The organism is Croceivirga radicis, assembly GCF_002072105.2.
Lineage (GTDB): Bacteria > Bacteroidota > Bacteroidia > Flavobacteriales > Flavobacteriaceae > Croceivirga > Croceivirga radicis.
The window spans coordinates 202,956-228,837 of record NZ_MTBC01000002.1 but is presented as its reverse complement, the minus strand read 5'-3'; the positions used below and the strand labels follow the sequence as shown (position 1 = coordinate 228,837).

Annotated in this window: 21 protein-coding genes; 1 reads left to right on the top strand and 20 read right to left on the bottom strand. The window is 37.6% G+C overall.

Annotated features, from left to right (window positions below):
• Window positions 1-17: 17 nt before the first annotated feature.
• From BUL40_RS03900 to gtfA, 18 genes are all read right to left on the bottom strand, one after another.
• The gene (locus BUL40_RS03900; RefSeq protein WP_080318157.1) at window positions 18-1,274 is read right to left on the bottom strand and encodes an ABC transporter permease; all 1,257 of its coding nucleotides are present in this window, start codon (window positions 1,272-1,274) and stop codon (window positions 18-20) included.
• 2 nt (window positions 1,275-1,276) lie between these two features.
• Entirely contained in the window at window positions 1,277-2,521 is a 1,245-nt protein-coding gene (locus BUL40_RS03895; RefSeq protein WP_010518456.1) for an ABC transporter permease, read from the bottom strand.
• Window positions 2,522-2,607: 86 nt separating this feature from the next.
• Window positions 2,608-2,841 carry a hypothetical protein gene (locus BUL40_RS03890; RefSeq protein ID WP_080318156.1) on the bottom strand — a complete coding sequence of 78 codons (234 nt, stop codon included), beginning with the start codon at window positions 2,839-2,841 and terminating at the stop codon, window positions 2,608-2,610.
• Window positions 2,834-3,364, bottom strand: a complete 531-nt coding sequence (locus BUL40_RS03885) for a DUF420 domain-containing protein (RefSeq protein ID WP_080318155.1) — start codon at window positions 3,362-3,364, stop codon at window positions 2,834-2,836. Before BUL40_RS03885 ends, BUL40_RS03890 begins: the two co-directional genes overlap by 8 nt.
• Window positions 3,365-4,108: an SCO family protein gene (locus BUL40_RS03880; RefSeq protein WP_080318154.1), complete on the bottom strand. Its 744-nt coding sequence runs from the start codon at window positions 4,106-4,108 to the stop codon at window positions 3,365-3,367. It lies immediately after the preceding gene.
• Window positions 4,089-4,721 (bottom strand): hypothetical protein, encoded by a 633-nt coding sequence (locus BUL40_RS03875; protein ID WP_080318153.1) that lies wholly within the window; start codon window positions 4,719-4,721, stop codon window positions 4,089-4,091. The genes BUL40_RS03880 and BUL40_RS03875 overlap by 20 nt, the downstream gene beginning before the upstream one ends.
• A 118-nt stretch (window positions 4,722-4,839) precedes the next feature.
• Window positions 4,840-5,223 (bottom strand): cytochrome C oxidase subunit IV family protein, encoded by a 384-nt coding sequence (locus tag BUL40_RS03870; protein WP_010518462.1) that lies wholly within the window; start codon window positions 5,221-5,223, stop codon window positions 4,840-4,842.
• A gap of 30 nt (window positions 5,224-5,253) precedes the next feature.
• A complete protein-coding gene (locus BUL40_RS03865; protein ID WP_080318307.1) occupies window positions 5,254-6,231 on the bottom strand; it encodes a cytochrome c oxidase subunit 3 in 978 nt (325 codons plus the stop codon).
• Window positions 6,232-6,322: 91 nt separating this feature from the next.
• Window positions 6,323-6,907 carry a cytochrome c oxidase subunit 3 gene (locus BUL40_RS03860; protein WP_080318152.1) on the bottom strand — a complete coding sequence of 195 codons (585 nt, stop codon included), beginning with the start codon at window positions 6,905-6,907 and terminating at the stop codon, window positions 6,323-6,325.
• A gap of 10 nt (window positions 6,908-6,917) precedes the next feature.
• Entirely contained in the window at window positions 6,918-7,817 is a 900-nt protein-coding gene (cyoE, locus tag BUL40_RS03855; RefSeq protein WP_080318151.1) for a heme o synthase, read from the bottom strand.
• A 143-nt stretch (window positions 7,818-7,960) separates the two neighbouring features.
• Window positions 7,961-8,665 (bottom strand): energy transducer TonB, encoded by a 705-nt coding sequence (locus tag BUL40_RS03850; RefSeq protein ID WP_010518466.1) that lies wholly within the window; start codon window positions 8,663-8,665, stop codon window positions 7,961-7,963.
• A gap of 69 nt (window positions 8,666-8,734) precedes the next feature.
• On the bottom strand, window positions 8,735-9,145 hold the full coding sequence (locus tag BUL40_RS03845; protein ID WP_080318150.1) for a VanZ family protein: 411 nt from the start codon (window positions 9,143-9,145) through the stop codon (window positions 8,735-8,737).
• Complete coding sequence (gene gcvH / locus BUL40_RS03840; protein WP_080318149.1) at window positions 9,114-9,494, bottom strand: glycine cleavage system protein GcvH; 381 nt, start codon at window positions 9,492-9,494, stop codon at window positions 9,114-9,116. Before gcvH ends, BUL40_RS03845 begins: the two co-directional genes overlap by 32 nt.
• Before the next feature lie 85 nt (window positions 9,495-9,579).
• Complete coding sequence (gene sov, locus BUL40_RS03835) at window positions 9,580-16,770, bottom strand: T9SS outer membrane translocon Sov/SprA (RefSeq protein WP_080318148.1); 7,191 nt, start codon at window positions 16,768-16,770, stop codon at window positions 9,580-9,582.
• A gap of 5 nt (window positions 16,771-16,775) precedes the next feature.
• Window positions 16,776-17,357: a Holliday junction branch migration protein RuvA gene (gene ruvA / locus BUL40_RS03830; protein ID WP_010518470.1), complete on the bottom strand. Its 582-nt coding sequence runs from the start codon at window positions 17,355-17,357 to the stop codon at window positions 16,776-16,778.
• 3 nt (window positions 17,358-17,360) lie between these two features.
• Window positions 17,361-19,655, bottom strand: coding sequence for an NADP-dependent malic enzyme (locus tag BUL40_RS03825; protein ID WP_010518471.1), 2,295 nt, complete (start codon window positions 19,653-19,655; stop codon window positions 17,361-17,363).
• An 89-nt stretch (window positions 19,656-19,744) separates the two neighbouring features.
• A complete protein-coding gene (locus BUL40_RS03820; RefSeq protein WP_244901814.1) occupies window positions 19,745-21,031 on the bottom strand; it encodes an MFS transporter in 1,287 nt (428 codons plus the stop codon).
• Window positions 21,032-21,168: 137 nt separating this feature from the next.
• Entirely contained in the window at window positions 21,169-22,623 is a 1,455-nt protein-coding gene (gtfA, locus tag BUL40_RS03815; RefSeq protein WP_010518473.1) for a sucrose phosphorylase, read from the bottom strand.
• Window positions 22,624-22,912: 289 nt separating this feature from the next.
• On the opposite strand from gtfA, the gene BUL40_RS03810 reads away from it, so the two are divergent.
• The gene (locus BUL40_RS03810; RefSeq protein ID WP_080318146.1) at window positions 22,913-23,938 is read left to right on the top strand and encodes a LacI family DNA-binding transcriptional regulator; all 1,026 of its coding nucleotides are present in this window, start codon (window positions 22,913-22,915) and stop codon (window positions 23,936-23,938) included.
• Here BUL40_RS03810 and queG read toward each other — a convergent pair.
• On the bottom strand, window positions 23,927-24,850 hold the full coding sequence (gene queG / locus BUL40_RS03805; protein ID WP_080318145.1) for a tRNA epoxyqueuosine(34) reductase QueG: 924 nt from the start codon (window positions 24,848-24,850) through the stop codon (window positions 23,927-23,929). The two genes, BUL40_RS03810 and queG, sit on opposite strands and share 12 nt — an antisense overlap.
• Window positions 24,851-24,852: 2 nt before the next feature.
• Window positions 24,853-25,875, bottom strand: a complete 1,023-nt coding sequence (gene ruvB, locus BUL40_RS03800; RefSeq protein ID WP_080318144.1) for a Holliday junction branch migration DNA helicase RuvB — start codon at window positions 25,873-25,875, stop codon at window positions 24,853-24,855.
• Between the last annotated feature and the right edge of the window lie 7 nt (window positions 25,876-25,882).

Here is a 25,882-nt window from a genome sequence, read left to right as displayed (position 1 = left end):
TTTTGATTGATTATTCTTTATTCTGTCCTTAACGCCTCTATAGGCCTAACTTTTATTGCTGAATTGGCAGGTAAAAAACCCGCTAACAGGCCTGCAAACATTAATACCGAAAGGGCCCCTGCAACCACATTGACGCTTACACTTGGGTTCATGAACATATCTACCGGCCCAACACTATCCAACAATGCATTAATACCATAAATGGTTAACGCTCCAAAGATGATACCCGTCATCCCAGATATTAGTGTAAGAAATATAGATTCCATTAAAATCTGTTTCTTAATACTCCAAGGAGACTCCCCCAATGCTCTTCTAATTCCTATTTCTTTGGTCCGTTCTTTTACCACAATAAGCATAATGTTACTTACTCCTATTATTCCAGAAAGTAAGACAAAGGTTCCCACAATAATTGCTATCCATCTAATACCAGAAAACAGACTTTCTACCCTTCTATATTGTTCATATAAATCAAAATGCCCTACCGCCCTACTATCTTCTGGGTGCACTTTATGGTTGGCTTTCATTAAATCTATAATCTGATTTTTTAAAACCGATATGGAATATCCGTCTTGAGCGGTAATAGCCATCCAGCCTACAGTTTCCCCCATGTTAAATGCTTGCGAAAAAGCCGTAAAGGGTACAAATATTTCTTTTTGTCCTTCTTCATTACCATTGCTGGAGTTCTTTTTATAGGTACCTATAACTAAAAAATTAACACCTTGTATTTTTATATAGGTTCCCAACACCTTCTCACCTTTGGCATATAATTCGTTTTTAACACCCAAACCAATAACGGCCACTTTTCGTTTTTCGCGGATATCATTATGATTAATAAACCTGCCGGAAGTTACCGTCATTGGATCTTGATTTATTATTTCTGGATAGTCGCCATAAACATTGTAGGCACCAGTATTTAGACCCCTTACCACATTATTATTTCCTCCAAAGCCACCTAATTGGTTCCTTGGCGAAACAAACCTTAAGTGAGACACATTATCTTTTATTGCAGTAACGTCTCCTATCTTAAAATTAAACCTGCGGTCTTTAGGCAAACCTTCAAAAGGCTTGGTTGTTCTCCTTGTCCACATGAACATGGTATTGGTGGCAATATCTCCAAAGTCTTGTTTAATACCATTTTCCAAGCCTTTACCGGCGGCTAATAAAACAATGAGAATAAATATGCCCCAGAACACCCCAAATGCTGTCAATAATGTTCTAAACCAGTTACTGGTCAACACTTCTAATATTTCTTTCCAACGATCTTTGTTAAACATACCTACTCGTCTCTTAAAGCTTCTATGGTATGCACTTTAGCAGCTCTCCATGCGGGAAAAAATCCCGCAATAGTACCTGCCACCACCAATACAATTACCGTTGTAAACGCCACATTAAAATTTACGGATGGGTTTAAAACATAGTCTATCTCTATATGCGGACCAACTATTTCTAATAACGCCATGCTAAAAATAAGTCCTGCAAATCCAGAGATAGCGGTAACAAAAATGGCTTCGTGCAAAATCATCCCAATTATAGACCAAGGTTTTGCACCCAGGGCTTTTCTTATGCCTATTTCCTTGGTACGTTCTTTAACCACGATCAACATAATATTGCTAACCCCTACCACACCCGCTATTATGGTGCACACGCCTACAAACCAGAAAAAGATTTTTATGTTATTGGTTAGTCCATAGTACCTTTTTGCTTCTTCCATGGCACTCCATACATCTAACCCACTGGTATCATCTGGTGCAATGGTATGGCTTTGTTGTAAAAATGATTTTAAGTTGGCCTTAAAGCGAGTAGCCTCTGCCACAGCCTCGTCAAAATTATCTTTGGCAGGTAAGGTAAAGGACATGTTGTTGACACGGTCACCGCCGTTAAATACTTTTTGTGCTGAAGTTATAGGAATGTAAATACGCTCTTCCTCCCGGTCTTCATATTCTGTGAACACCCCAATGATTTTAAACGGTATACCGGATAACTTTATATATTCTCCAATTGGCGTTGCAACATCTTTGAATACATCTGTTCGTATTTTTTTACCAATTACCGCAACTTTTGCTGTTGTTTCCTCGTCTTGATAATTGATAAACCTGCCATCTATCATCTTAGCATTTTCTATAAACTGAAAATTGGCAGAAACACCTTGCACACCATAAACCAAAGATTCTTTCTTATAGTTCACCGCAACGTTATTCACAAAGACACGTGAAGAGCCATACTCTATCTCTTCTTGAAATAGGGCAGTGGCCTTGTTATAATTTTCATTGGTTAAGGTAATGCGCCTACCTGGATTAAGACCTTTATGCTCTTTAGAAGTTACACCTGGCCATACCCACAAACTAGTTGCGGCATCTTGTTTAAACTCTTGTTCAATACCATTACGCATTCCTTGGCCAAAGCCCAGAAGAATTACAAGAATAAATATACCGGAGGCTACGGAAATACCTGTTAGAAAAGAACGGAGTTTGTTCTTGCGTAAGGTATCAAAGATTTCTTGCCATCTTTCGATATCTAACATTTGATTGGTTTTTTTGATTGATGAATACCCTTAGGTATACCAATAAGACTAACCAATTATCAATATGTTACAGTAAAATGGAATTTTTATGCTGTATTGGAACGCATTTTTCTATATATGAAATAAAATAATCCTCCCACCAATATGTACGGAATAGCCATAAGATAAACTATACCGTTGTTTATACCCTCGGCCCTGCTATTATCTGCCTCGCTCTCTAATGCAGCTCTACACATAGCACATTGGGCATTCACTGTTTCTGGAATCACGACCCAAAAAACAGCAATAAGTAAGAGTATTAAGTATCTGTTCTTATACATAATAAGGAGATATCATCAAATAAACCACCACACCTGTTACAGCAACATACAGCCAGATAGGAAAGGTAAATTTGGCCCATTTTCTGTGGGCAACAAAATCACCCAAATACGATTTACTATAAGTTATTAATACCAAAGGGATTATGGCAATTGACAAGACTATATGTGTTAACAAAATAAACAAATAGATAGCCTTAATTGCTCCAGTACCACCAAAGGGAGTAGAATCTGAAGTCATATGATAGGCTACATACATAACTAAAAACAACAGTGAAAACACAATACAGGTTGTCATTAGATTTTGATGTAATTTTTGGTTACCCTTTTTTATAGCGATTACAGCCATAATTAAAAAAATCGCAGTTAAACCATTAATAGTTGCATAAATTGGCGGCAAAAAAGACAATGGTTCCACATTAGGAATCTTAAACATGAACAATACCGCAACCACAACCGGGATAAGTATGGACAAGATTGTTATCCAAACCTTAATCTTCTTTTCATTTATCTGTACCGTACGCATCTAATCCTTCAATAATTTATTAATATCCTCCTTTAAAATGGTGATTTGCTGGGTCTCGCCCTCTGCATTAACGCCTTGTTTTTCGGTTATTGTACCGCGATAATAAATTAGTGGATTCCCAAACTGATCCACCCTTGAACGTAAATATCCATTTCTGTCTACCAAGGCAAACATACCGCTATGCTCAAAACCTCCTGGAGCATCTTCAACTTCGTTAGCAAAAATATAGAACCCTTCTTTTGCTAGTTTATGTATAGCTTCTTGATCGCCAGTTAAAAAATTCCAATCTTTATCTGTTGCACCATATTTAGCGGCATATTCTTTTAACCTTTTTGGCGAATCATATCTTGGATTAATGGTAAAAGAAGCAACTCCAAAATTAGCTTCGTTTTTAAACTCGTTTTGAATTTGAACCAAATTTTGGGTCATTACCGGACAAATGGTTGGGCAGGTAGTAAAAAAGAAATCGACCAAATAAACTTTACCTAGATAATCCTTATTGGTTACCCAAACGCTATCTTGATTTAAAAACCGAAATGCCGGCACCTTTCTTTTCTTCCCATTATTAACAATGAAAGCTAGTTCCTCTTCCATTTTAGTACCATTCATTCTATCGTTTTGTACTACAGTACCCTCTTTTACCCGTTTGGTGATTTCATAAACAGCAAAGATTCCAAAAATCAAAACTATGGTTGATACCCAAACGTAGGTGTATTTCTTTTTACTATTTGACCCTTGTGGCATTGTTCTTTTTTAAAGCTAAACGATATTCTGCTAGGATGATTCTTACGTCATCTATCATTTTATTTGTTAATTCAGCCACGGATGTAGCATCAAAACCATATTTTACACCTTCGTCCTCATCATCTGTTCTACCCCTAAGATTGACTTCTTTGTCAATAATAAAAACCAAGGAAGTACCATAATCCTTACTTAAGCCTTCTTTAGTCCCTAAACTAGAATATAGGGTTTGTATTTGCGAAGGTGATGCGGTTACAAAATTCCATTTATCCGTATCTGTAAGTTTACCTATTTCATACTTTAAATCTTCAATTACTTTTTCTTGACTTGGAGTTACCAATACGACAAACTGAAAATCCGTAAACTCTGCAAAGCGTTTGTATATTTTTTGATTCAGATTAAAAATCAAACCCTTTTTATCAGAAACATTATCCCCTAGAAAAACGAGAATAGATATTTTATCCGTGAAGGTTTTACCGGAATCAATAGTACTGATATTGCTAACATTTTCTTGAAGTACGGGTAATTTACCAAAATTGTTTACCCCGGTAGCAAAAAAGAGATAGGCCACCACCGGCAAGACAAACAATACAAACAGAACAAAAGTCTTTTTCATAGCGAAACTTTAACCAAAATCCATCTCTAACTACAAATTAAACAAGGACAAATAGTTGACCACAAAAATAAAAAAAGGCGGTTTTAAAACCGCCTTTTTAACTCTTAAATAATCTTAACTAAAAGTTCCAAGATAGATATCCATTCTTAAATACATCATAGATATAAGTTGCTTCAAAAAGCAATATAAATACCAAATAGATAATCAAATAAATAGGGGTCCAAACAATTGCCCTTCTCAATGAACTTTTCTCATCTCTTAAGTGCATAAAATCCCAAGCAATGTAATAGGCTTTAACCAAGGTTAGGATAATGAAAACCCAGTTTAATAGTTTCATATCCAAGATGTATGTCTTCATAAAGAAATCTGGCTTATAGATACCTAAAATTACCTCTACCGCTGTTATGATAGAAAGAAAAATAAGTACACCCCATATTTTCTGTATGTTGGACTTAAACTTTACTAAACCTCTAAATATTTCTAATTTATGTTCGTGTGCCATTGTAATACTTTTAAATACGTTGTACGGTGATTAAACTAAGTAGAAGAAAGTAAATACGAATACCCATACCAAATCTACAAAGTGCCAATAAAGACCAACTTTCTCTACCATTTCATAGTGCCCTCTTCTTTCATAAGTTCCTAGAACAACATTTAGGAAAATAATTACATTAATTACCACACCAGAGAATACGTGGAAACCGTGAAATCCCGTAATAAAGAAGAAGAAATCTGCAAACAAACGACTACCATATTCATTTCTTACCAAGTTAGCCCCTTCTACTACTCTTACGGCCTGGTTAACCTTAGCCAAGGTTTCTGAACGATTTAGAATAGTTTTATGCCCTTCTTCATTAATTTGCTCAGTACGCACCAATATGTTAGGATTATCTTTTAATCCAGCCAACACTTCGTTCAAAGAATAAGAAGGCAAAGAACTTTCTCCCATATACCAGATACCGGCATCTTTAGTGTGTTGCTCTCTTGTTTCTGGCATAGACTTAGCAAAATCGCCTATAGCAATTCGCTTATTATCATTAGCAGCATCTACAAACTGTAGAATTCTTCCTCCTTTGGTTTCCAACGCTCCATAATCACCTCTAATAAATGTTGCCCATTCCCAAGCCTGAGAGCCCACGAAAATTGCACCACCAATAATGGTAAGGAACATGTAGATGATTACTTTGTTTTGTTTCATTTTATGACCTGCATCTACTGCCAGTACCATGGTTACAGAAGACATAATTAAAATAAAGGTCATAAAGGCAACATAAATCATAGGATAGTTACCATGGAAAAACGGCACGTGTGTAAATACCTCATCGGCTATTGGCCATGTTTCAATAAACTTGAATCTTGAGAATCCGTATGCGGCCAAGAATCCAGAAAACGTTAAAGCATCTGATACTATAAAGAACCACATCATCATTTTACCGTAGCTAGCACCAAGGGGCTTATTACCGCCACCCCATACACTATCTTCCGTACCGGTTGTTACCGTTGTTTCCATATAAAAATTTCGTTTTAATAAAACTTTAGCAAAAATACATCTTTTAACCTTTTCTAAAAGCCTCCTAATGGAAAACTTTTGGAAAGGCAATTTATTTTACAAAGTACATAAAGAGTACCAAGTAAATCCACAGAAAATCTAGAAAATGCCAGAAGGTAGCCCCCAAATCCAATCCTAAATAATCCTCTTTACTATACCTGCCCTTTAAGTGGCTTACAATCACCGATAACAACGATATGATACCTGCAGCAACATGTATAATGTGAACAAAAGCAATTAGATAAATAAAGGACATTTTTATATTACTCGTTGGCCCAGTAAAACGATAACCATAATCAGAAATCATTTCATTAAAACCTAAAAACTGTAATACAATAAAAGTTACGCCTAGAATAAGGGTAGCTAACAGACCTATTGTTGTTAACCCATTATTACCTTTTTTAATAGCCATTTTGGCAACTACGTAGGTAACGCTACTTAAAATTATAACAATAGAACTATACCAGAATAATTGTGGCAACTCTACTGTTTCTAACCAGTCTTTACGCTTACTACTTACAATGTAAGCACTTGTCCAACCTGCAAAGCCCATAATTAGGCTTACAATACCGAACCAAAGCATCATTTTTTTTGCTCTGGCATTTTTAATCTTCGCGGAGCCTTGTGTTAAATCCATACGTTTTACCTCAAATAAATTTATCTACTACATAAACAATCTGCATAAGTGTTATATAACTTACACTAGCCAACATTAGCCGTCTTGCAGATATGTTATCCTTGTTTCTATATAACCTTAACCCAAAGACCAACATAACCATTCCCATTATAAAAACCAGAATTGCAGCAGGTACAGAGAGCGTTAATTTACCCGTAAAACCAAAAACCGGAATAATGGATATTACAATCATCCAAATGGTGTACAATATTATCTGTAGTGCCGTACCCTCATCTTTTTTACCAGTGGGCAACATTTTAAATCCCCCACGGGAATAATCATCATGTAACATCCAACCTAGAGCCCAAAAATGAGGAAACTGCCAAAAAAACTGAATCATAAACAGGGTACCCGGTTCTATTCCAAATTCATTGGTTGCAGCAACCCAGCCCAACATAAAGGGTATGGCCCCTGGTATAGCCCCAACAAAAACCGCTAGCGGGGTAATTGTTTTCAATGGCGTGTAGACACTGGTGTAAAGAAAAATGGAAATAGCCCCGAACAAGGCGGTTTTTGCATTAATTTGATATAAGACCAAAATCCCCATTAACGTCATGCAAACTGCTATTGCCATAGCCATAGTTACGGACATTCTGCCTGCAGGGATAGGTCTATTCTTGGTCCTATTCATTAAACTATCCAGGTCTCTTTCTATAACCTGATTATAGGCATTTGAAGCGCCGACCATACAATAACCACCTAATGCCAGCAAAACTAGATGTGTAACATTTATAGAATCTGCGCCCAAGAGAAAACCAGCCAGGGAAGAAAAAACAACACTAACAGCAAGTCTTACCTTAGTAATCTCCTTAAAATCTGCTATAACTAAGGGTAAAGTTGTTTGCTTCATTATGCCTACGGCGGACTTCATTTTCCTCTTTAAATTGGCCTGCAAAGATACGCTTGTAGCCCAATTTTTGCAATGTAGTTTAAGTATTAATTTGAATTTCAACCAAAAGGCATAAAAAAAGCCCCAGATTTCTCTAGGGCTTGCATATGATATTGTAGTTTAACCTACTGCAATTTAAATGTAATTGGAATACTAAAAGGAACCTTTACTGGACGTCCTCTTTGTTTACCTGGAGTCATTTTTGGCAGTTTGTTGATAATTCTTAATGCTTCTGCCTCTAAGTTTTTATCTGGCCCACGCATTCTTATGTTTCCAATACTACCGTCTTTTTGAATAGTAAACATTACAGCTACCCTACCTTGAATCCCCATTTCTTGGGCAATTTCTGGGTAACGGAAATTTTTACGAATGTGCTTTTGCATTTGTTCCTGAAAACAAGCTTTCTTGTCTCCAGCATTTTCACAACCAGGAAAAACAGGTACGTCTTCAATTACCGCAAAAGGAACAGATATATCTTCTTCTACCTCTTCTACCTCTACTTCTTCTACTTCCATGATTTCTTCTTCCTGGCTAGTCTCTGTAGATTCAATTACGGTCTCTTCCACTTCTTCCTCATCTTCTACAACCTCGATAACCTCCGGTGCAGCTGGTGGCGGTGGTGGTGGTGGTGTTTTAATTTGTTCGGTCATTGGCACTTCTTCGTCCAATTGATCTTCTACATTCAAGGCAATGTCATAATCATTTACCTCATCATACTTTTTCCATTCTAGACCTTGCCAAACTAAAAACATAACTAAAGCAAGACCAATAACAAAGTAGAGGCCACTGTGCCTACCTACATCTGCTTTTGGGTTCTTTTTCGGTTCCATATATCTGTTTTGATTTTTTCGTACTGGGCTAATTTAACCAAATATTTAAATAATGAACAATTTGCCCCTTTAAATTAGGGTAGAAATTAGGGAACGGTACTTTTGAGTGAGTAAACCGGCCAAAGTTGCTCCTGCGGTATTGGCCCAAAAGTCAAAAAAGTCCGCTTCTCTTCCCAAAGCCATATACATTTGCAGCACTTCAATTATCGCACCGTAAATAATAGCCATACACACAACAAAGATAATTGCCCTCTTGTTTAATCTTTTGATATTGCTTTGCGCTACCAAAACCCCAAGAATTGTTGCCACAAAATAGAACGTAAAATGTACTGCTTTATCTAAATGGGGTATATCTATACCAATAGAAGGGCCATCTGAAAACGAAAATAAGCTGAGTGATGTTATGAACACCAGCCAGCTTATTAATCCTATTAGGTATATATTTTTTTTAAGCGCCAACAACTTCTTTATAGTCTGCATCACTTAATAAACTTGCCACTTCCTCTTGATTGGCAATTTTAATTTTTATCATCCAACCTTCACCATATGGATCACTATTTACCTTTTCTGGCTCGTCCTCTAATGATTCATTAAATTCAATAATTTCACCAGATAATGGCAAAAACAAATCAGACACCGTCTTAACCGCTTCTACCGTTCCAAAAACCTCATCTTTATCTAACGTTTCATCTAAGGTTTCCACTTCTACATATACAATATCTCCAAGTTCACCTTGTGCAAAATCGGTAATGCCCACGGTAGCAACTTCTCCGTCTATTTTAACCCACTCGTGGTCTTTAGTGTACTTTAATTCTGAAGGAATATTCATTTTGTTCATTTTAGAGTCGACACAAATTTAAACCTTTCCTTAGCTATTCAAAGTAAAAATGTGCTATTTCTATTTTCTTATTGGATTAATTTCCAAAATTGTAACGAATGGTAAAACCAGCGTTTATAGTTGTCTGTGGAAAGGCGGTAGACACTTTAAACTGAGAAAAACTATGATCATAAAAAAACAATGCGTTCAAATTCTTGCTTAACGCATAATCTGCAGAGAACTTAATGCTCCATAAATCCTGACCAGAAGTTATTTGGTTGTTATCTATATCCAGGTTACGGATAATGGTTACATTATCTCTTACGGAAAGATCCGCCTTTAAATTTAAATCTCCTTTTAATCGCGTACGCTCACCTCCAATATTGGTTACAAATTTTACATCTTTAAAGCGATAACCCAGCCCCAAGGTATATTCCTTTCCGTTAATTTCAGTAAGTAAGCTATTATCAAAACTTAATGACAATGTTCTATCCGTTCTAACTTCTGCCAAGACGCTCAAGGAGTTTTTCATTTCAAAATCCATTCGCATTAATGGGTTAAACTCATCTGTTAACACCACATTGCCAATTAAATTTTCTGGAAGCACATTACCCGTTTCACCATTAATTGGTGCTTGATTTTCCTTAAGTAATTGTTGCCGCTCTAAATTGGTCTGAAAAGAGTTAACACTATAGGCCGCTCTGTAACCATGCTGTAATGAAAAACGCTTAAACTTCTTTTTAAACCATTTGTTCTTCATTAACCCCGTGTATTTTAAATTCCAGTTTGGAATTGGAATTTCCCTGAACGCATCTAGGTTTACACGATTTACATCCTGACCGGTATAGGCAGCAAAAAACGCCGGCAACAATACATCTTGACTCGTTTTACCGTATCCGCTAGGAAACCCGTCTTCATCTGTATCCGCAACAACAACACCACGATCATTTACAATTCTATTTGCAATAGTTATTCTATTAGCTTTAAACTGTTGAAACGTTTCCGAGTCAAACTCATCGCTTTTGTTAAAGACCGTACCAATCATTACAGTTGATATACTAAAGTTACCAAAGCTATTGACCAAGCCTGTTTGCCCTTGCCTCCATAGATCTGGAACATAGTTTTCTTGCAAACTATTGGTTATTTGCCTATCTGCTGTTAAATCAATAGTTAAATCAGGAATAGGATTTGCCGTTGCGGTAATATTCAAGTTCTTAACATTGTTCTGCATGTATTGCGAATTGAATTCTGTAAAGTTGGTTAACCAACCTCTCCTAGCCGCTTCAAAACGAACGTTTCTTTGGCTACCGAACACAAAACCTACAGATGGCCTTGCCGTTCCTATAAAGCCAATAGATTGCGTGTAACCAGGCAATACTTTACCATTGTTCTCACTATAATTAACATTTACACGCTTAACCATAGTAACAAAGTCTATTAGTGCATTTAACCCTTTACTGGTCTTACCTTTTGGTTTTTCATCTTTTGCTCCTTCCTTTGGGTTACCAGCTTTATCCCTTCTTAACACGCTTGCACGTGCCACGGGCAATTTGCCATCTCGTTTTTTCAACCCTAGAAAATCATAGAAACGTTGCATGGTCAAATTTGCGGTGAGGTTGTGTGTATTTGCGTTCTGTACCGTATTAATTTGAGCTTCTGGGTCTCCTAACGCTTCTCTTGCCACCTCTGCCAAGGCATCTCCACCACGTTGCCAATCAAAATTACTGGTATAGGTATATTGTGCGTTTATAAAGTTCAAGAAAGGAACCTTATCAAAAGGCAATTCATAATTCAATTGCATTTGCTGGGCGTGTCTATTAGGCTCTCCAATATCAAAAAACCCATCCCATAAATCCAATAACTCGTTAACACCAGATTCTTGGTCGCCATCCGTATTAAAATAGTTTCTTACAATATTATTGTTAGAGGCGGTTAGGTTTAAACGAAGTGATTTAGTAATACTGTAATTTAGAGCATACTGCCAATTAAACAAATAATTACGTTGTTGCAGCAATGGTAAATCCAATGCCTCTACACCTGGTTCCAGAACATCTCTAAACCTTTGTTGATTAAAAGACCTATTGTAATTGGCATTTAAAGAAACGCTTGTTGGTAACAAGTTAAAATTGAGTTCTTTTAGCCATTGCCAATATTTACCGGTAAGCAATGAATCTTTTTTTGCAAATGGTGCTACGGGTGCAGGTTTAAAATTATGGTTATATACAAAACCAGTAGTAACGTTTTCATCTTGCAAATCTGCTATTTCAAAATCTCTATGACTGGTTTTGTTGTAAGAATAATTAAAGGTGAAATTCTCAATATCATAGAAATTTTCTTCTGCCTCTTCACTTCTGTTTTTACGTACACCTATAAAATTTACGCTTCTTCTCTTGGTGTAATCTTCTGCCTGCTCTTGTGTTTGCGCCGCTTGCTCTTCTGTAGGTGCGGCCGCCACCAGGTCATCAAGTTTTAAGTCGTCATAAACGGGATCAAATTCTGGTGTAATTAAAGTTTCAGACAATCCAAAGTTAAACGGTAATTGCAACCCCCATTTCTTAGGAAACAACTGCCCAACGTTAACATTGGTAACCACATCATAAGAAATGGCATCTTCCCTAGCTCTTTCGTTTGGCATTTGATCAATAGCACCAAATCCTGATGTACTGGTGCTAGCCGTTGCACTAACATTTGCAAAATCTGCCATGTTTGCATCTAGTGCGGCAATGGCCGCCCAACCTCCATTGTTGTCTAGCCCGGCCAAACGTAATTCATTAAACCAAACCTCTCCTCTGGCCGGTAAATCATCTATGTTTTTAACCCCTACCATCATACTACGTATGCTACCAAAAGAGGGGTTACCTCTTATTCCTATTCTGTTCCTACCTAAGGTACGTGGTGCAAATTCATCTACCTCTGTGACCACACCATCAATTACCTCGTAAAAACGTAGTTCGTTTAACGGAACTCCATCGTTGCGTTGTGCAATACGAAGTGACTTTACCTTGTTTAAATCGTCTAAAGAAATATCAATTTCATTTACTTCTGGCCAAATACCTTCAGAATCTGTGGTTCCATAGGGTGTAAATTGTAGCGCACGTTCTATCTGGTAAAAGTTTTCAGAAAAATCCGTACCAATTCTCAGGAAACCAACTAGAGGTGTGGCATCATCAGAATAATCCGTGTTAAATAATTTTTCGGCATGCATAAACATTTTAATACGTTCATATTGCCTTACATCTACATTAAGATTTTTAAAAACACCTCTTGCATCTCCAGATTCTAGGTTTTTAACGGTAAATGCCAAAGATTGTTCGTTTTGATTGATAATGGTGTTATTGTTGTTCAATTGTTCTCGCACCACACCCGGAGGCAATTTATACGGAATTGGCTCCCTGGTTTCGTTTTCTTGGATATTTACCGTGTGTACCTCAGCAACCGTACCATCATCGCCCGGAATGTCATCCACCCCTGGCTGTAAGGTTTTGGTGTACGAACGCCAATCGCCACGCACTAAATCCAAGGTTGCAAAACGCAAAACAACATCGTCTTGGAAACCGGTCATGTACATACGCATAAAGCTAATAGACCTAAAATCTGAAATACCTCCAATAGCATCGGTAAAATCCGTAAGCGGAATCTTATATTGAATCCATCTATAATTTCTAGGTGTACCATCTGGAACCCTTGTTCCTGTTGCCTGACCTTCCCTAATATCCGTTACATATTCATCATCTATGGTGGTATTGGGCTTTATCTGAATACGGTATTCGTAATAACTATTTACCGTATTCATGGTTAAATCCCTATCTACATCTTCTACATCTGGCAAGGTGGTAGCTCCCCTATTGGTGTTAGATACCTGAACAGGTGAGTTGCCTTGTGGATTGTTATAATCATAGTAGCGCTCTAAAATACCACCTTCCCTATTTAAATAATACTGGTAGTTATCTAACGCAGGGTCATTTGCCGGACCATTGTAAATTGAAGCTTCTTCGGCATCATCCAAACCATCATAACCTATATCTTGTAAGGTTCTACTGTTTTCATCTGCATCAAAAGCGTAAACTAAAGCTTGCGTAGAAGGCACTTCTCCCCAAACGGTTTGTCTTGGAGTTTCCGTATTTGTTGGCGTTGGCAATCCATTTTCATATTGCTTTCTGCCATCTTTTAAAATATCTTCAGAAATATTACCCAAATTGAGCACCAATTCTCCAGCATTTGTGTTACTTGTTTCACCATCCACATACGGATCTAGCACCCAAAACTGAACAAATTCTACATTGGATTGTTCAAAATTAGTACTGCTTAATGAACGCATTATACCAGCCCAATTATCTTGAGCAGCGCCCGTAAAACTTGGATTCGCATTGTAAGGCCCTTTAGCTGATGGAAAATAGGCCAAATCCAAAGTACCTTGAACGGTGGTCTGCCCTTGGGCTATGTCTGTCTCTGGAAACACCTCGCTAATAAATACCCTTCTAGTGGCATTGGATGAAATATCGCTATCTGAAATTCCAGACGGACGTTGGTTGGTATAAAATATAGGGTCTATGGTATACCAAGCCATTTTGGCTCGGTTAAACCCGGTTTCTAAATTTTGTACGCCTTGAGAAAATTCTACAGGTGGGCTCGCCAATGCCCAACCTAATGAAGAACGGATATCTATTAATGCCTGTGCCCCTTCAAAATCGTCCAAATAGGTGGTTGTTTCCCCTTGAAAATCGGCATTCTTGGGCGAATTTGGTTTTAAAAAGGCTACCTCTCCACGTAGCGAAATATTAGATGGAACATCCGTATCTATATTAGGCAACTTATTAGCCAAGCGCGTTAGAAATGGTACTTCTGTACTAAAATTAGTATTTAGTCCAAAGATGGTATTGTTAACCGGTTCTACACCGTAATTGGATTTTTGTGTAAGTGGCCTTTCGTTCAAATTCAACAAGGTACCACCTAATACAAAGTTTTTGTTAAATTGATGCTCTACATTTATACCGGTAAACCTTCGTGTTTGCTGACCAAATACAGCATTGTTCTCTACAGATATATTTATTGGCGTATTGGAGGCTTCAAGACTTGGATCCAAGATTTGAACAGTACCAGCCTGATAGTTCACCGTATAATCTATACCCTCTTGTAACTGCCTACCTCCTGCGGTTACCCTAACAGAACCTTGAGGCACATTAAAAGCCCCAATTGGAATACCATTATTGCCTTGACTTTTATACCTACCTTTTAACTGAAACCTGTTTTTCTCTGCTTCTTGCAAAGACGCCGCCTTGGTTTGGGCATACATGTTCCTAAAAACATATTTTTCTTGGTTTGCGTTGTAGGTTGTTGGTTGATTATAATCTTCAACACCAGAATCCAATAGGTTAAAGAGATACTCACCAAACGGTTCCACTTTGGTAAAAATGACCCTTCCGTTCTGGGTATCTACCGTTATACCGGGCACATAATCAAAGAAACCATCACCCCCTGGCTGCACATCGTTATAAATATTTAAACGATCAAGGTTAAACACATTAATCAGGATACGATCTTCTAGACCACTTGGCCAACCTGTAGCTGAATTTACCGGAGTTATGTAGTTTCTTGGTGTAGGATCCGTATAAAGAATATTTAATTTAAAATCTTCCTCGCTTAGCTGATAAGCACCAGTTGAGTAGATATTTTTCATCATTAAATCCCAAATAGGATCTTCTACGTTAGTAATGTTACTTTTAAGCAACTTAAGTATCAACGTATTGTTTTCGATGATTGGATTTGCGCCACCAGAGACCGTAGTAGCATCTACCCCACCATTGGCAAACTCACCAACTTGGTATACATTACCCTGATAGGTATATTGGAAAGCAACACCCAAAACCTCATCATTGCTCAATCTTTGATTTAAAGAAATGTATCCCAATTGGGTATTAAAATCATAATCCCTACCCGCCTCTAGCTTTCTAGCATTTTCTAAAATGGCATAATCAAATCCTTGATTCATTTGATAGCCTCCCAATGCGGCCGCATTAAAACCTTGCTCTACCGTTGCTATATCCCTAATGGCATTTGTTAAGGCGCCGCCCTGCCCCAATTGTGCCGGATCAAAATCGTTATTACTGTTTCTTGGCAAAGCACCATTAGCGTTCACATTAAAAAAACTTGCCGGAGGCGTACCCTCTTTCCCTATTCTGGTACGCTCTTCTCCGTTAGGTCCAATTCTACCCTCTCCAAGATCTTGCAAGGCTACAATGTTTCTAACATTTAGTGTTTGTTGTGTTCTATTGGTTATCCAAACCTCCAAACGGGTAATTTGCACTTGGCTTTGGATAAACGGATAGTTTTGTAATGCCACATCATAATTATCCCTAAAATATTGGGATAGGAAAAAGTGCTTATCCTCGTCATAATCCAAGGCAGTTAGTGCAAACTCATTAATGGTACCGCCACCTTGGGCCACCACCGTATTGTTTTGCGAGCGTTGCTCTGAAAAAACCGCGGTAACCGTAGTTTTACCAAACTGTAATTGCGTTTTTACCCCAAATAAACTTTGTGCACCCGTGATTAGGGAGCTATTAAGTGGCATGTTAACATTACCAATTTCTATTTTTCTGAGTATATCGTCATCTGTTGGGGTATAATCTAACTTTACTAGATTTTGAAAATCAAAAGTAGCCTCGGTATCATAATTAGCCGTAACCTGTAAACGCTCGCCAACATTACCCAATAAACTTAAGCTGATACGCTGGTCAAAATCAAACGCTAGATTGGTCCTATTTCTGGGCGAAAGTGCCGGATTATCATTTTTTTGCCAGATAACGCCTAAATCCATGGCAACCGATCCTTGCGGAATAACTTCAATAGTGTTGCCGCCAAAAATGGATTCAAAAAAATTATTGTTCACATAAAAATTTGGCAACAAGTTCTTGCGGGCTTCTTCACTACCTTCTTTCTTACCCGTAAAAGCATCTATCTTTTCTTTAAAATAAGATTTTATACCTTCTTTTCGAACCAAATCATAATACTGTTCTGGCGTTAGAAATATTGGATGGTTTACGTTGAATTCGCCTACACTTTCCGTGTAAACGTAACGATCTATGGTAGGGTCATATTGGTATTTGGCAACAATACTGTTCGGATTTTCCAAAAGTATCTTACCTAATGCCACACCGGTCTGGGTAGAATCCTGCGGCTGTTCGTTATCTTGCGCTTGGACACCCAAACTCAAGAAAACAAAAACTATACATACAAATAATGGTTTAAACCCGGCGGATTTAAACAGAAGAAACACCCCTCTTTTCAAACTAGTTACAAATTTTTAAGCGCCTTTTTAATAATGTCCTCTACGCTCAGGGAGGCATCTGTGGAAAGCACCCGATCAATCACTTTTTCTGACTGTCTTCTTGTGTAACCAAGAACCTCTAAAGCAGATAACGCTTCTTCTTTATTTGTATTGTTTGATTTTATGGAAACTTCGTCTAAATCGTAAACCTTTAAAACCTTATCCTTAAGATCTAAAATTACGCGCTGGGCGGTTTTGGCGCCTATCCCTTTAACACCTTGTATGGTAGCTACATCTTCACTTGCAATGGCATCTCGCACCTGGGCTGGGTCTAAAGAAGATAACATGGTGCGCGCCGTACTTGCACCTATTCCATTTACAGAGATTAATAATAGAAAAATTTCTCTTTCGGCCTTTTGGGCAAAACCGAATAACGTATGCCCATCTTCTTTAACCTGCAAGTGGGTATACAATAACACATTTTCATCACTTGGCAAGAGCGAGAAGGTGTGCAAAGATATGTTTAGAAAGTATCCAACCCCATTACAATCTACAATGGCATAGGTGGGATTTTTTTCTACTAGTTTCCCTTTTAAGTAAGCATACATATCTTATTGTTTAGTTTTCGCCATTCTACGCTTCTCCCTTTCTTGGGCATCTATTACTGCTACAGCCGTCATATTTACCATCTCATCTACACTTGCCCCTAATTGTAAAATATGCACTGCTTTTCTAAGCCCAACCATTATAGGACCAATAGAACTGGCACCATTTAGTTGCTTTAGCAATTTATAGGTAATGTTGGCAGAATCCAAGTTGGGAAAAATTAAGGTATTTACCTTTTGATTGGATATTTTTGAGAACGAAAAATTAACATCGCTCATTTCTTTACTTAGAGCAAAGTCTGTTTGCACTTCACCATCTACTACCAAAGAAGGATATTTTTCGTGTAGAATACGTACCGCATCATTTACCTTTTTTGCCTTAGGGTGATTACTAGAACCATAATTGGAATACGACAGCATGGCAATAACAGGATTAAATCCAAATGTTGAAGCAACTTGGGCGGTCATCTGTGTAATTTCTGCAAGTTCCTCTGCAGATGGGTCAATATTTATTGAAGTATCTGCCAAGAAAAGCGGACCGCGTTCCGTAATCATAATATTAACGGTTGAAGCTTTTTGCACTCCATTTGCTTTACCTATTACCTCAAAAACAGGCCTTAGCACTTTAGGATAAGCCCTAGAATACCCAGACAACATGCCGTCCGCAGCACCTTCTAAAACCATCATGGCACCAAAATAATTGCGCTTGCCCATATTTACGGTAGCACTATAAAGGGTTTCTCCCTTTCTTTGCCTTAGCTCATACAAGCGCTGAGCATATTTTTTACGTAAGGCCTTAAATTCTTCTGCCCTTGGATCTATTATCTCCACATCGGCATCAAACTCCAACTCTACCTTTAGTTCCTCAATTTTTTCTTTATTACCTAACAGAATAGGAATAGCAATACCCTCTTCGTATACAATCTGAGCCGCTTTTAACACATCTAGCAACTCCGCCTCCGCGAACACAATCTTTTTAGGGTTTACTTTAGCCCTATTGTGTAGCATACGTACCACCTTATTATCATTACCCGAGCGCTGTAAAAGCTCTTCTTCGTACTTATCCCAATCCTTGATTGGCGAACGCGCCACCCCACTGTCCATAGCCGCTTTAGCCACAGCAGGCGGAATTTTAGCAATTAACCTTGGATCAAATGGTTTTGGTATAATGTAATCCCTTCCAAATGTTAACCTAGTAGTATCATAGGTAATATTTACCTGTTCCGGCACGGCTTCTTTGGTCAAATCTGCCAAAGCCCTCACCGCTGCCATTTTCATATCCTCGTTTATTTTGGTAGCCCTTACATCTAATGCTCCTCTAAAAATAAAAGGAAAACCAAGCACGTTGTTTACCTGATTAGGATGATCAGACCTACCTGTAGCCATAATTACGTCTTCTCGTGTCTTTATAGCCAAATCGTATGCTATTTCAGGATTTGGGTTGGCCATAGCAAAAACGATAGGATCATTTGCCATGGTCTTTAGCATTTCTGGAGACAAAACATCTGCCATAGAGAGACCAATAAATACATCTGCATCTATCATGGCCTCCTCTAGGGTATCAATTTTTCTATGGGTAGAAAACTCTGCTTTTTGACTGCTAAGATTATTCCTATCTGAACGTATTACGCCCTTACTATCTAGCATTACAATATTTTCTCTTTTAGCACCAAATGCCTGGTAAAGTCTTGTGCAGGAAATTGCAGCGGCGCCGGCACCACTAACCACAATTTTAACTTCCTCCATTTTCTTTTCCGCAAGTTCAAGCGCGTTAAGCAAAGCGGCTGCAGAAATAATTGCAGTACCATGTTGATCATCGTGCATAACCGGAATATCCAACTCCTCTTTCAACCTTCTTTCAATCTCAAAAGCCTCAGGAGCCTTAATATCTTCTAAGTTGATACCGCCAAAGGTTGGGGCAATTATCTTTACGGTTTCTATAAATTTATCTACGTCCTCCGTATCCAATTCTATATCAATACCGTCTATATCAGCAAAAATTTTAAATAGTAAACTTTTACCCTCCATTACGGGTTTAGATGCCTCTGGACCAATATTACCTAGACCTAGTACCGCCGTACCATTAGATATAACGGCTACAGTATTCCCTTTAGAGGTATACTTATAAACATCTTCCTTGTTTTTATGAATCTCCAAACAAGGTTCTGCTACCCCCGGAGAATACGCCAAAGCCAGGTCTCTTTGGGTTGCATAGGGTTTTGTAGGAACTACTTTTATTTTTCCAGGCTGTGGCTTTGCATGATATACTAAAGCTTCTCTGCGTTGTTTTTCGTTGCTCATACCTTGTTCGGATTTTGCGGATAAAGGTAAGAACTCTACTAAAAGTATACTACGCTATTTCCATCAATATAAAAATGAATTGGAAAATATTAATTTATGGTTTGGTCCAAATTCTGTTCTTGATGTTGCTTTGGCATGTTTAGACGCAATGCCAGGACAAAAGCTATAAAGAAAAACACCCCTGCAAAAAGGATGGCATTTACAGAGTTACCACCCAATAAATAGGTATAAATTGGACCAAAACTTACCGTTTGTATACCCATTGGAATTACAATCATCATATTAAGGATGCCCATATAAACCCCTCTGCGGTCTTGAGGAACTATTTTAGAAACCATGCTATAGGGAATACCCATCATAGCTGCCCAACCAATACCAAATAATACCATTGGAACTAAAATAAAATTAGGATCACTTATGTGCGGAATTATAAAAAGACAAATGGCCGCACCCAGTAAACTAAAAGCGTATACTTTTTTGTTTCCAAATTTCATGGCAATTGGCACCAATATTAAAGCTACTACAGCTGTAGTTACGTTGTAGGTTGTACTCATCTTGGCCGCTTGTGCTGTAGCTTCTGATGTATCCATACCCATGGTAACCCTAAGCAATGGAGTAATAAATTGCCAATAAATAAAAAGTGCATACCACTGGAACAAATAGACCGCGGATAGCTTCCATAAGAACTTTGGCATATCCTTAATAGCCAACCAAATTTCCTCAAAAGGCTTTAAAACACGTTTGGAAAAAGGCAACGCTTTATGCTTGTTGATTTCTTCCATTTCCTCTTCGGTAGGTGGAATTTCCGGTGTGGTCAAAACAGACCATAAAATGGTTGCAATAGACAAGAAAGCACCAATAAAAAAGGAATAATAAAGCCATTTTGGCACTTCTCCCGAAATTTCTTCACCACCACCAAACCAATCTTGAAATAAGAATATTGAGGCATTAGCCAATAAAATACCAGCACCAACAAACAAACTTTGCATTTGATACCCAATGTTAAATTGCTTTTCGGGCAATTTATCGCCTACAAAAGCCCGGTAAGGTTCCATGGCCATATTGTTACCCACATCTAAAATCCATAGTAACCCAACGGCAAACCAAAGAGCAGGACTCAATGGAAAAGCGAATAAACACAAGCTGCCCAAAATAGCCCCAATTAAAAAGAAAGGTTTTCTACGACCAAACTTTGAGCTCCATGTTTTGTCTGAAATAGCTCCAATAATTGGCTGCACGATTAATCCTGTGATAGGGCCTGCTAAATTTAACAAGGGCAAAGTTTCTTCCTTTGCACCTAAAAACAAAAAAATAGGATTTATTGCACTTTGCTGTAGACCAAAGCTATATTGAATACCTAAGAATCCGACATTCATATTGAAAATTTGCCAAAAACTCAACTGAGGTTTAGGTATCTTAAGCATAATAAAATTAGTTTAGTTCAATTAGTTTAAAACCCAATATAGCCAATTATTGCGTTTTAAAAGCAGCTTTTTATCAATTAGTATCGGTCCTAATTATTAAACAAAATGGTAGCACCATTATTAACACCTTCAATTTGAAACTTAGCAGATTCCAAATCAGCATTTAAGGAAATCCAGTCTTGGTTTTTCTCCCACTTAAGCGTTAACGAACCCGATGCTTTATCAATTTGTAATTCTCCATTAAAAGCGTTGGCCGTATTTCTAATTTTCATCAATTCTGCCAGACCTTTAAAGAGAGAGGTCTCGGTTTTTGCCAACACTTCTTCTTTAGTATAATAGTGCCTATTAATATCCCTACCCACATTGGTCCTAGCTAGCAGCTCCATGTCATTATCATCCCCAAAAAGTCCCACGTAATAAACTTGTGGTATACCCGGAACAAAAAACTGAATAGCTCTTGCAAGTAAGTAGGCATCTTCGTCTTTACCTAAAGCTTCAAAATACGTACAATTAACCTGATATAAGTCTAAATTGGAAGCCGCAGCTCCGGTAGCTTTTAAACTCCTACCTTCACTTTTACGATGCATGTTTTTCACAATTTCATCTAGGGTATCGTCTGGAATTAAACCGGGAACACCGTTTTCCGAGGCCACATCTACAATACCTATACCATCGTGCGTATCTAAAACGGTTACTACATTCTTGGGGGCAACTTTTAACCAATTAACCAAATTATCAGCGTTTTTGTTGTATAACGTATCCAACACCAAGACAGGCAAGGCAAAGTCATACACCAAATCTACTTTTTTTGCTATTTCAATCTGTGTCTTATAAAATGAATGTATTTCTACTAATACCGCAATACCCTTATCATGTGCTTTCTGGGTTAGGTCAGCTATAAAATCAAATGTTTCTGGAATCATAAAACAAGAAGTTCCTGCTTTTTTAATAGCATAACCAGCCGCATCTAACCGTATCATATTTATACCGGCGGCTTCATAGATATTTAAAATATCTTCTAAATAGGAAACACCTTTTGCAGCGCTTACATCTATATCTACTTGCTTTGGCGTAAAAGTGGTCCAAATTAGTTTTTCAGAACCATCTTTAAATTTCATTTTGTTAAAAGGAAAACCAGGTCTTGGGCGGTAAATATTTATCAACTGTTCATCTGTAGCCCCATTTGGAAATACTTTATCGTACGTAAGGAAAAGACTAGCATATTCTGATTTATCGCCTTTTTCCAAATAATCTTGGAATTCCATAGAGTCTGACGACATATGATTAACAATCAAATCTGCCATGACATCTACGGATTTACTCAATTTAAGTACATCGTCCCAATTACCAATGCGGGGATCAACCAGCTTATGATTAATTGGATCAAAACCGGCGTCTTCTCCATCTATAGGATCAAAAAACGGTAGAATATGGACACCGCCGAATAAATCCTTTAACTCGTTTTCAATTAATTTGTTTAAACCTGCAATATTGGTTGCTCCTATACGATCAACATATGTGATCAACTGCACTTTATTTTCCATGAAAACCTTTAATTTTGCCGTTTAGTTCTTTGTTAAAGTCCTTAAAAACAAAGAGTGAAAGTCTTGACCAAAACTTCCACTCTTTAAAAACAGACTCATAAATACTTAAACCACTGCAAAAAAATGACTATGCGACCAAACATATTAAGTGTCATTTCTTTAACAACGCACTGCTAAAGTATTTTAAGTTTTCTTAATTTAGAAAAATTTTAACACTAAAACGTTTTCGATTTTTAGAATTAAAAAGTCGAGTTAAATTTATTTTTGTTTTTATTAACATAAAACTATCATGAGCAGAACCACTTTGCAACAAATTGCTTTAAGCCTAGATATATCTGTCACCACAGTTTCTAAAGCATTAAATTCATATCCAGACGTTAGCAAAAAAACTATTGAAAGAGTTAAGGAAGCTGCTGAAAGATTAAACTACAAGCCCAATTCTTTTGCGGTTAACCTTAGAACGCAACAGTCTAAAACCATAGGTTTAATAATTCCTGAGATAGTGCATCAATTCTTCTCCAATATAGTAAAAGGGGTAACCGATGAGGCTGAAAAAAACGGCTATGTTGTAATTGTTATGCAGACCAATCAAAAGTTTAACCGAGAAAAAGAAACGGTAGAATTTTTAATCAACAAACAAGTAGACGGAATTCTGATTGCCTTGTCTGACGAGACAGTAGATTATGAACATTTATTGCGCTCACAAAACTTGGACACCCCTATTGTGATGTTTGATAAAATTGCCAACACAGTAGCATGCTCTAAGGTTTTAATAGATGATGTAAAGGCTGCTTACGAAGCTACCGAGCACTTAATTAAAACCGGTTGCAAGGAACTTGTACATTTTAGAGGCCCATTGCACTCGCAAAACGCCATTGACCGCCTGGAAGGTTATAAAATTGCCTTACTTGATTATGACCTACCCTTTAAAGAGGAGAATGTGTATCTATGCGAAGAAATGTCTTTTGACATGGGAAGAGAACAAGCGCGCAAGATGTTGGATGAGAACGCAAAAGTAGATGGTATGTTTATAAATACAGATTTGGTTGCTGTTGGCGCAATGGCAGAAATAAAAGATAGGGGATTAAAAATCCCTGAAGATATCTCAGTAATTGGCTTTAGCAATTGGTTTTTATCCTCCGTAATAACACCATCTTTAACAACCGTTGCACAACCAAGTTTTAGCATGGGTAAAATCTCGTTTAATATGTTGTTATCTGAACTTACCAACAAAAGGAACAATACCAAAGTAACACATGAGACTATACATTTACCAACTGAATTAATTGTACGAGACTCTACTTTACCGCTTTAAAGCGGTTATATTTCGCATTAGCCCCTTGTATTTGGTTCTTTTAACTGCAGATTTTCTAAAAATCTCTTGAAACACTTCTTGGGTTAATTCTTCCCATTCTTGTTTAGAGTAGTTTAGAAGTTCTTCTCGTGCCTTAAATTCAGGTTCATCATGTGGTACAGAGAATCGATTCCATGGACATACATCTTGACATACATCGCAGCCGAACATCCAGTTATCCATTTTCTCTGAAAATGCAGAAGGGATGGCTTCTTTCAATTCTATTGTTAGATAGGAAATACATTTACTCCCATCTACCACATAAGGTGCTATAATGGCTTGCGTAGGGCAGGCATCTATACATGCGGTACACGTGCCACAATGGTCTGTTGTTGGTAGATCATACTCCAAATCCAAATCAACAATTAACTCTGCAATAAAATAAAAACTACCTACCTTTTGGGTAATTAGATTACTGTTTTTACCAATCCAACCCAATCCACTTTTAGCAGCCCATGCCTTATCTAGAACAGGTGCAGAATCTACAAAGGCCCTACCATCTACCTCACCAATTTCGTCTTGAATGAAATTAATAAGCTGTTTTAACTTGTTTTTGATTACATAATGATAGTCCTTACCATATGCATATTTGGAAATCTTATAACTATTTGGCCTTTGCTTTTCTTCTGGAAAATAGTTAAGAAGCAAACTTATTACAGATTTGGCGCCTTCTACTAGTTTAGTTGGATCCAACCTCTTATCAAAATGGTTGGCCATATAGCCCATTTGCCCATGCAAATTAGCTTGCAGCCACTTTTCTAATCTTGGAGCCTCTTCTTCCAAAAATCCTGCTTTAGAAATGCCGCATGATAAAAAACCGAGGCGTTCCGCTTCGGTTTTTATCATTTGTGAATGGGTTGCTTTTGAAATCATGTCTAGAACAAACCTCCTTGTGTTCCTTGTCGTATTCTACCCAAGTGCGTATATGCCTTCTCTGTTACCTCCCTACCTCTTGGCGTACGCATTATAAATCCTTGTTGAATTAAAAATGGCTCATATACCTCTTCTATGGTCTCCGCACTTTCAGACACAGCCGTTGCCAAAGTGGTAATACCTACAGGACCACCTTTAAACTTATCAATTATAGTAGCTAAGATTTTATTATCCATTTCATCCAAGCCATGAGCATCTACATTTAAGGCTTTAAGCCCAAACCTAGATATTTCTATATCAATATTACCGTTACCCTTGATTTGCGCAAAATCTCTAACCCTTCTTAAAAGCGCATTACAAATTCTAGGGGTACCCCTACTGCGACCGGCAATTTCTATAGCAGCCTCATTGGTAATGGGCACGTTTAAAATTTGTGCACTACGTTCCACAATGGTAGATAGCAGTTCCGTATCATAATATTCCAATCGGCTTGAGATACCAAAACGTGCACGCATAGGTGCAGTTAACAACCCAGAACGGGTGGTTGCACCCACCAAAGTAAATGGATTTAAATTGATTTGTACCGTACGGGCATTTGGACCAGTTTCTAGCATAATATCAATTTTAAAATCTTCCATTGCAGAATACAGATATTCCTCTACAATTGGGCTTAATCTGTGTATCTCATCTATAAAAAGAACATCTCTTTCTTCTAAATTGGTAAGAAGCCCGGCCAAATCCCCAGGTTTATCCAAAACAGGTCCAGAAGTAACCTTTATGCCCACTCCTAGTTCATTTGCCAATATATGTGCCAAAGTAGTCTTGCCCAAACCGGGTGGACCATGAAATAAAGTATGATCTAAAGCTTCTCCCCTTAAATTGGCGGCTTTAACAAATATCTCTAAATTCTCTAATACCTGTGCTTGACCAGTAAAATCATTAAAACTAATAGGTCTTAATGCCTTTTCAATATCAAATTCTTCTCTAGAAAAATTATCGGTACTAGGATCTAAATTCTCGTTCATGCCGTAA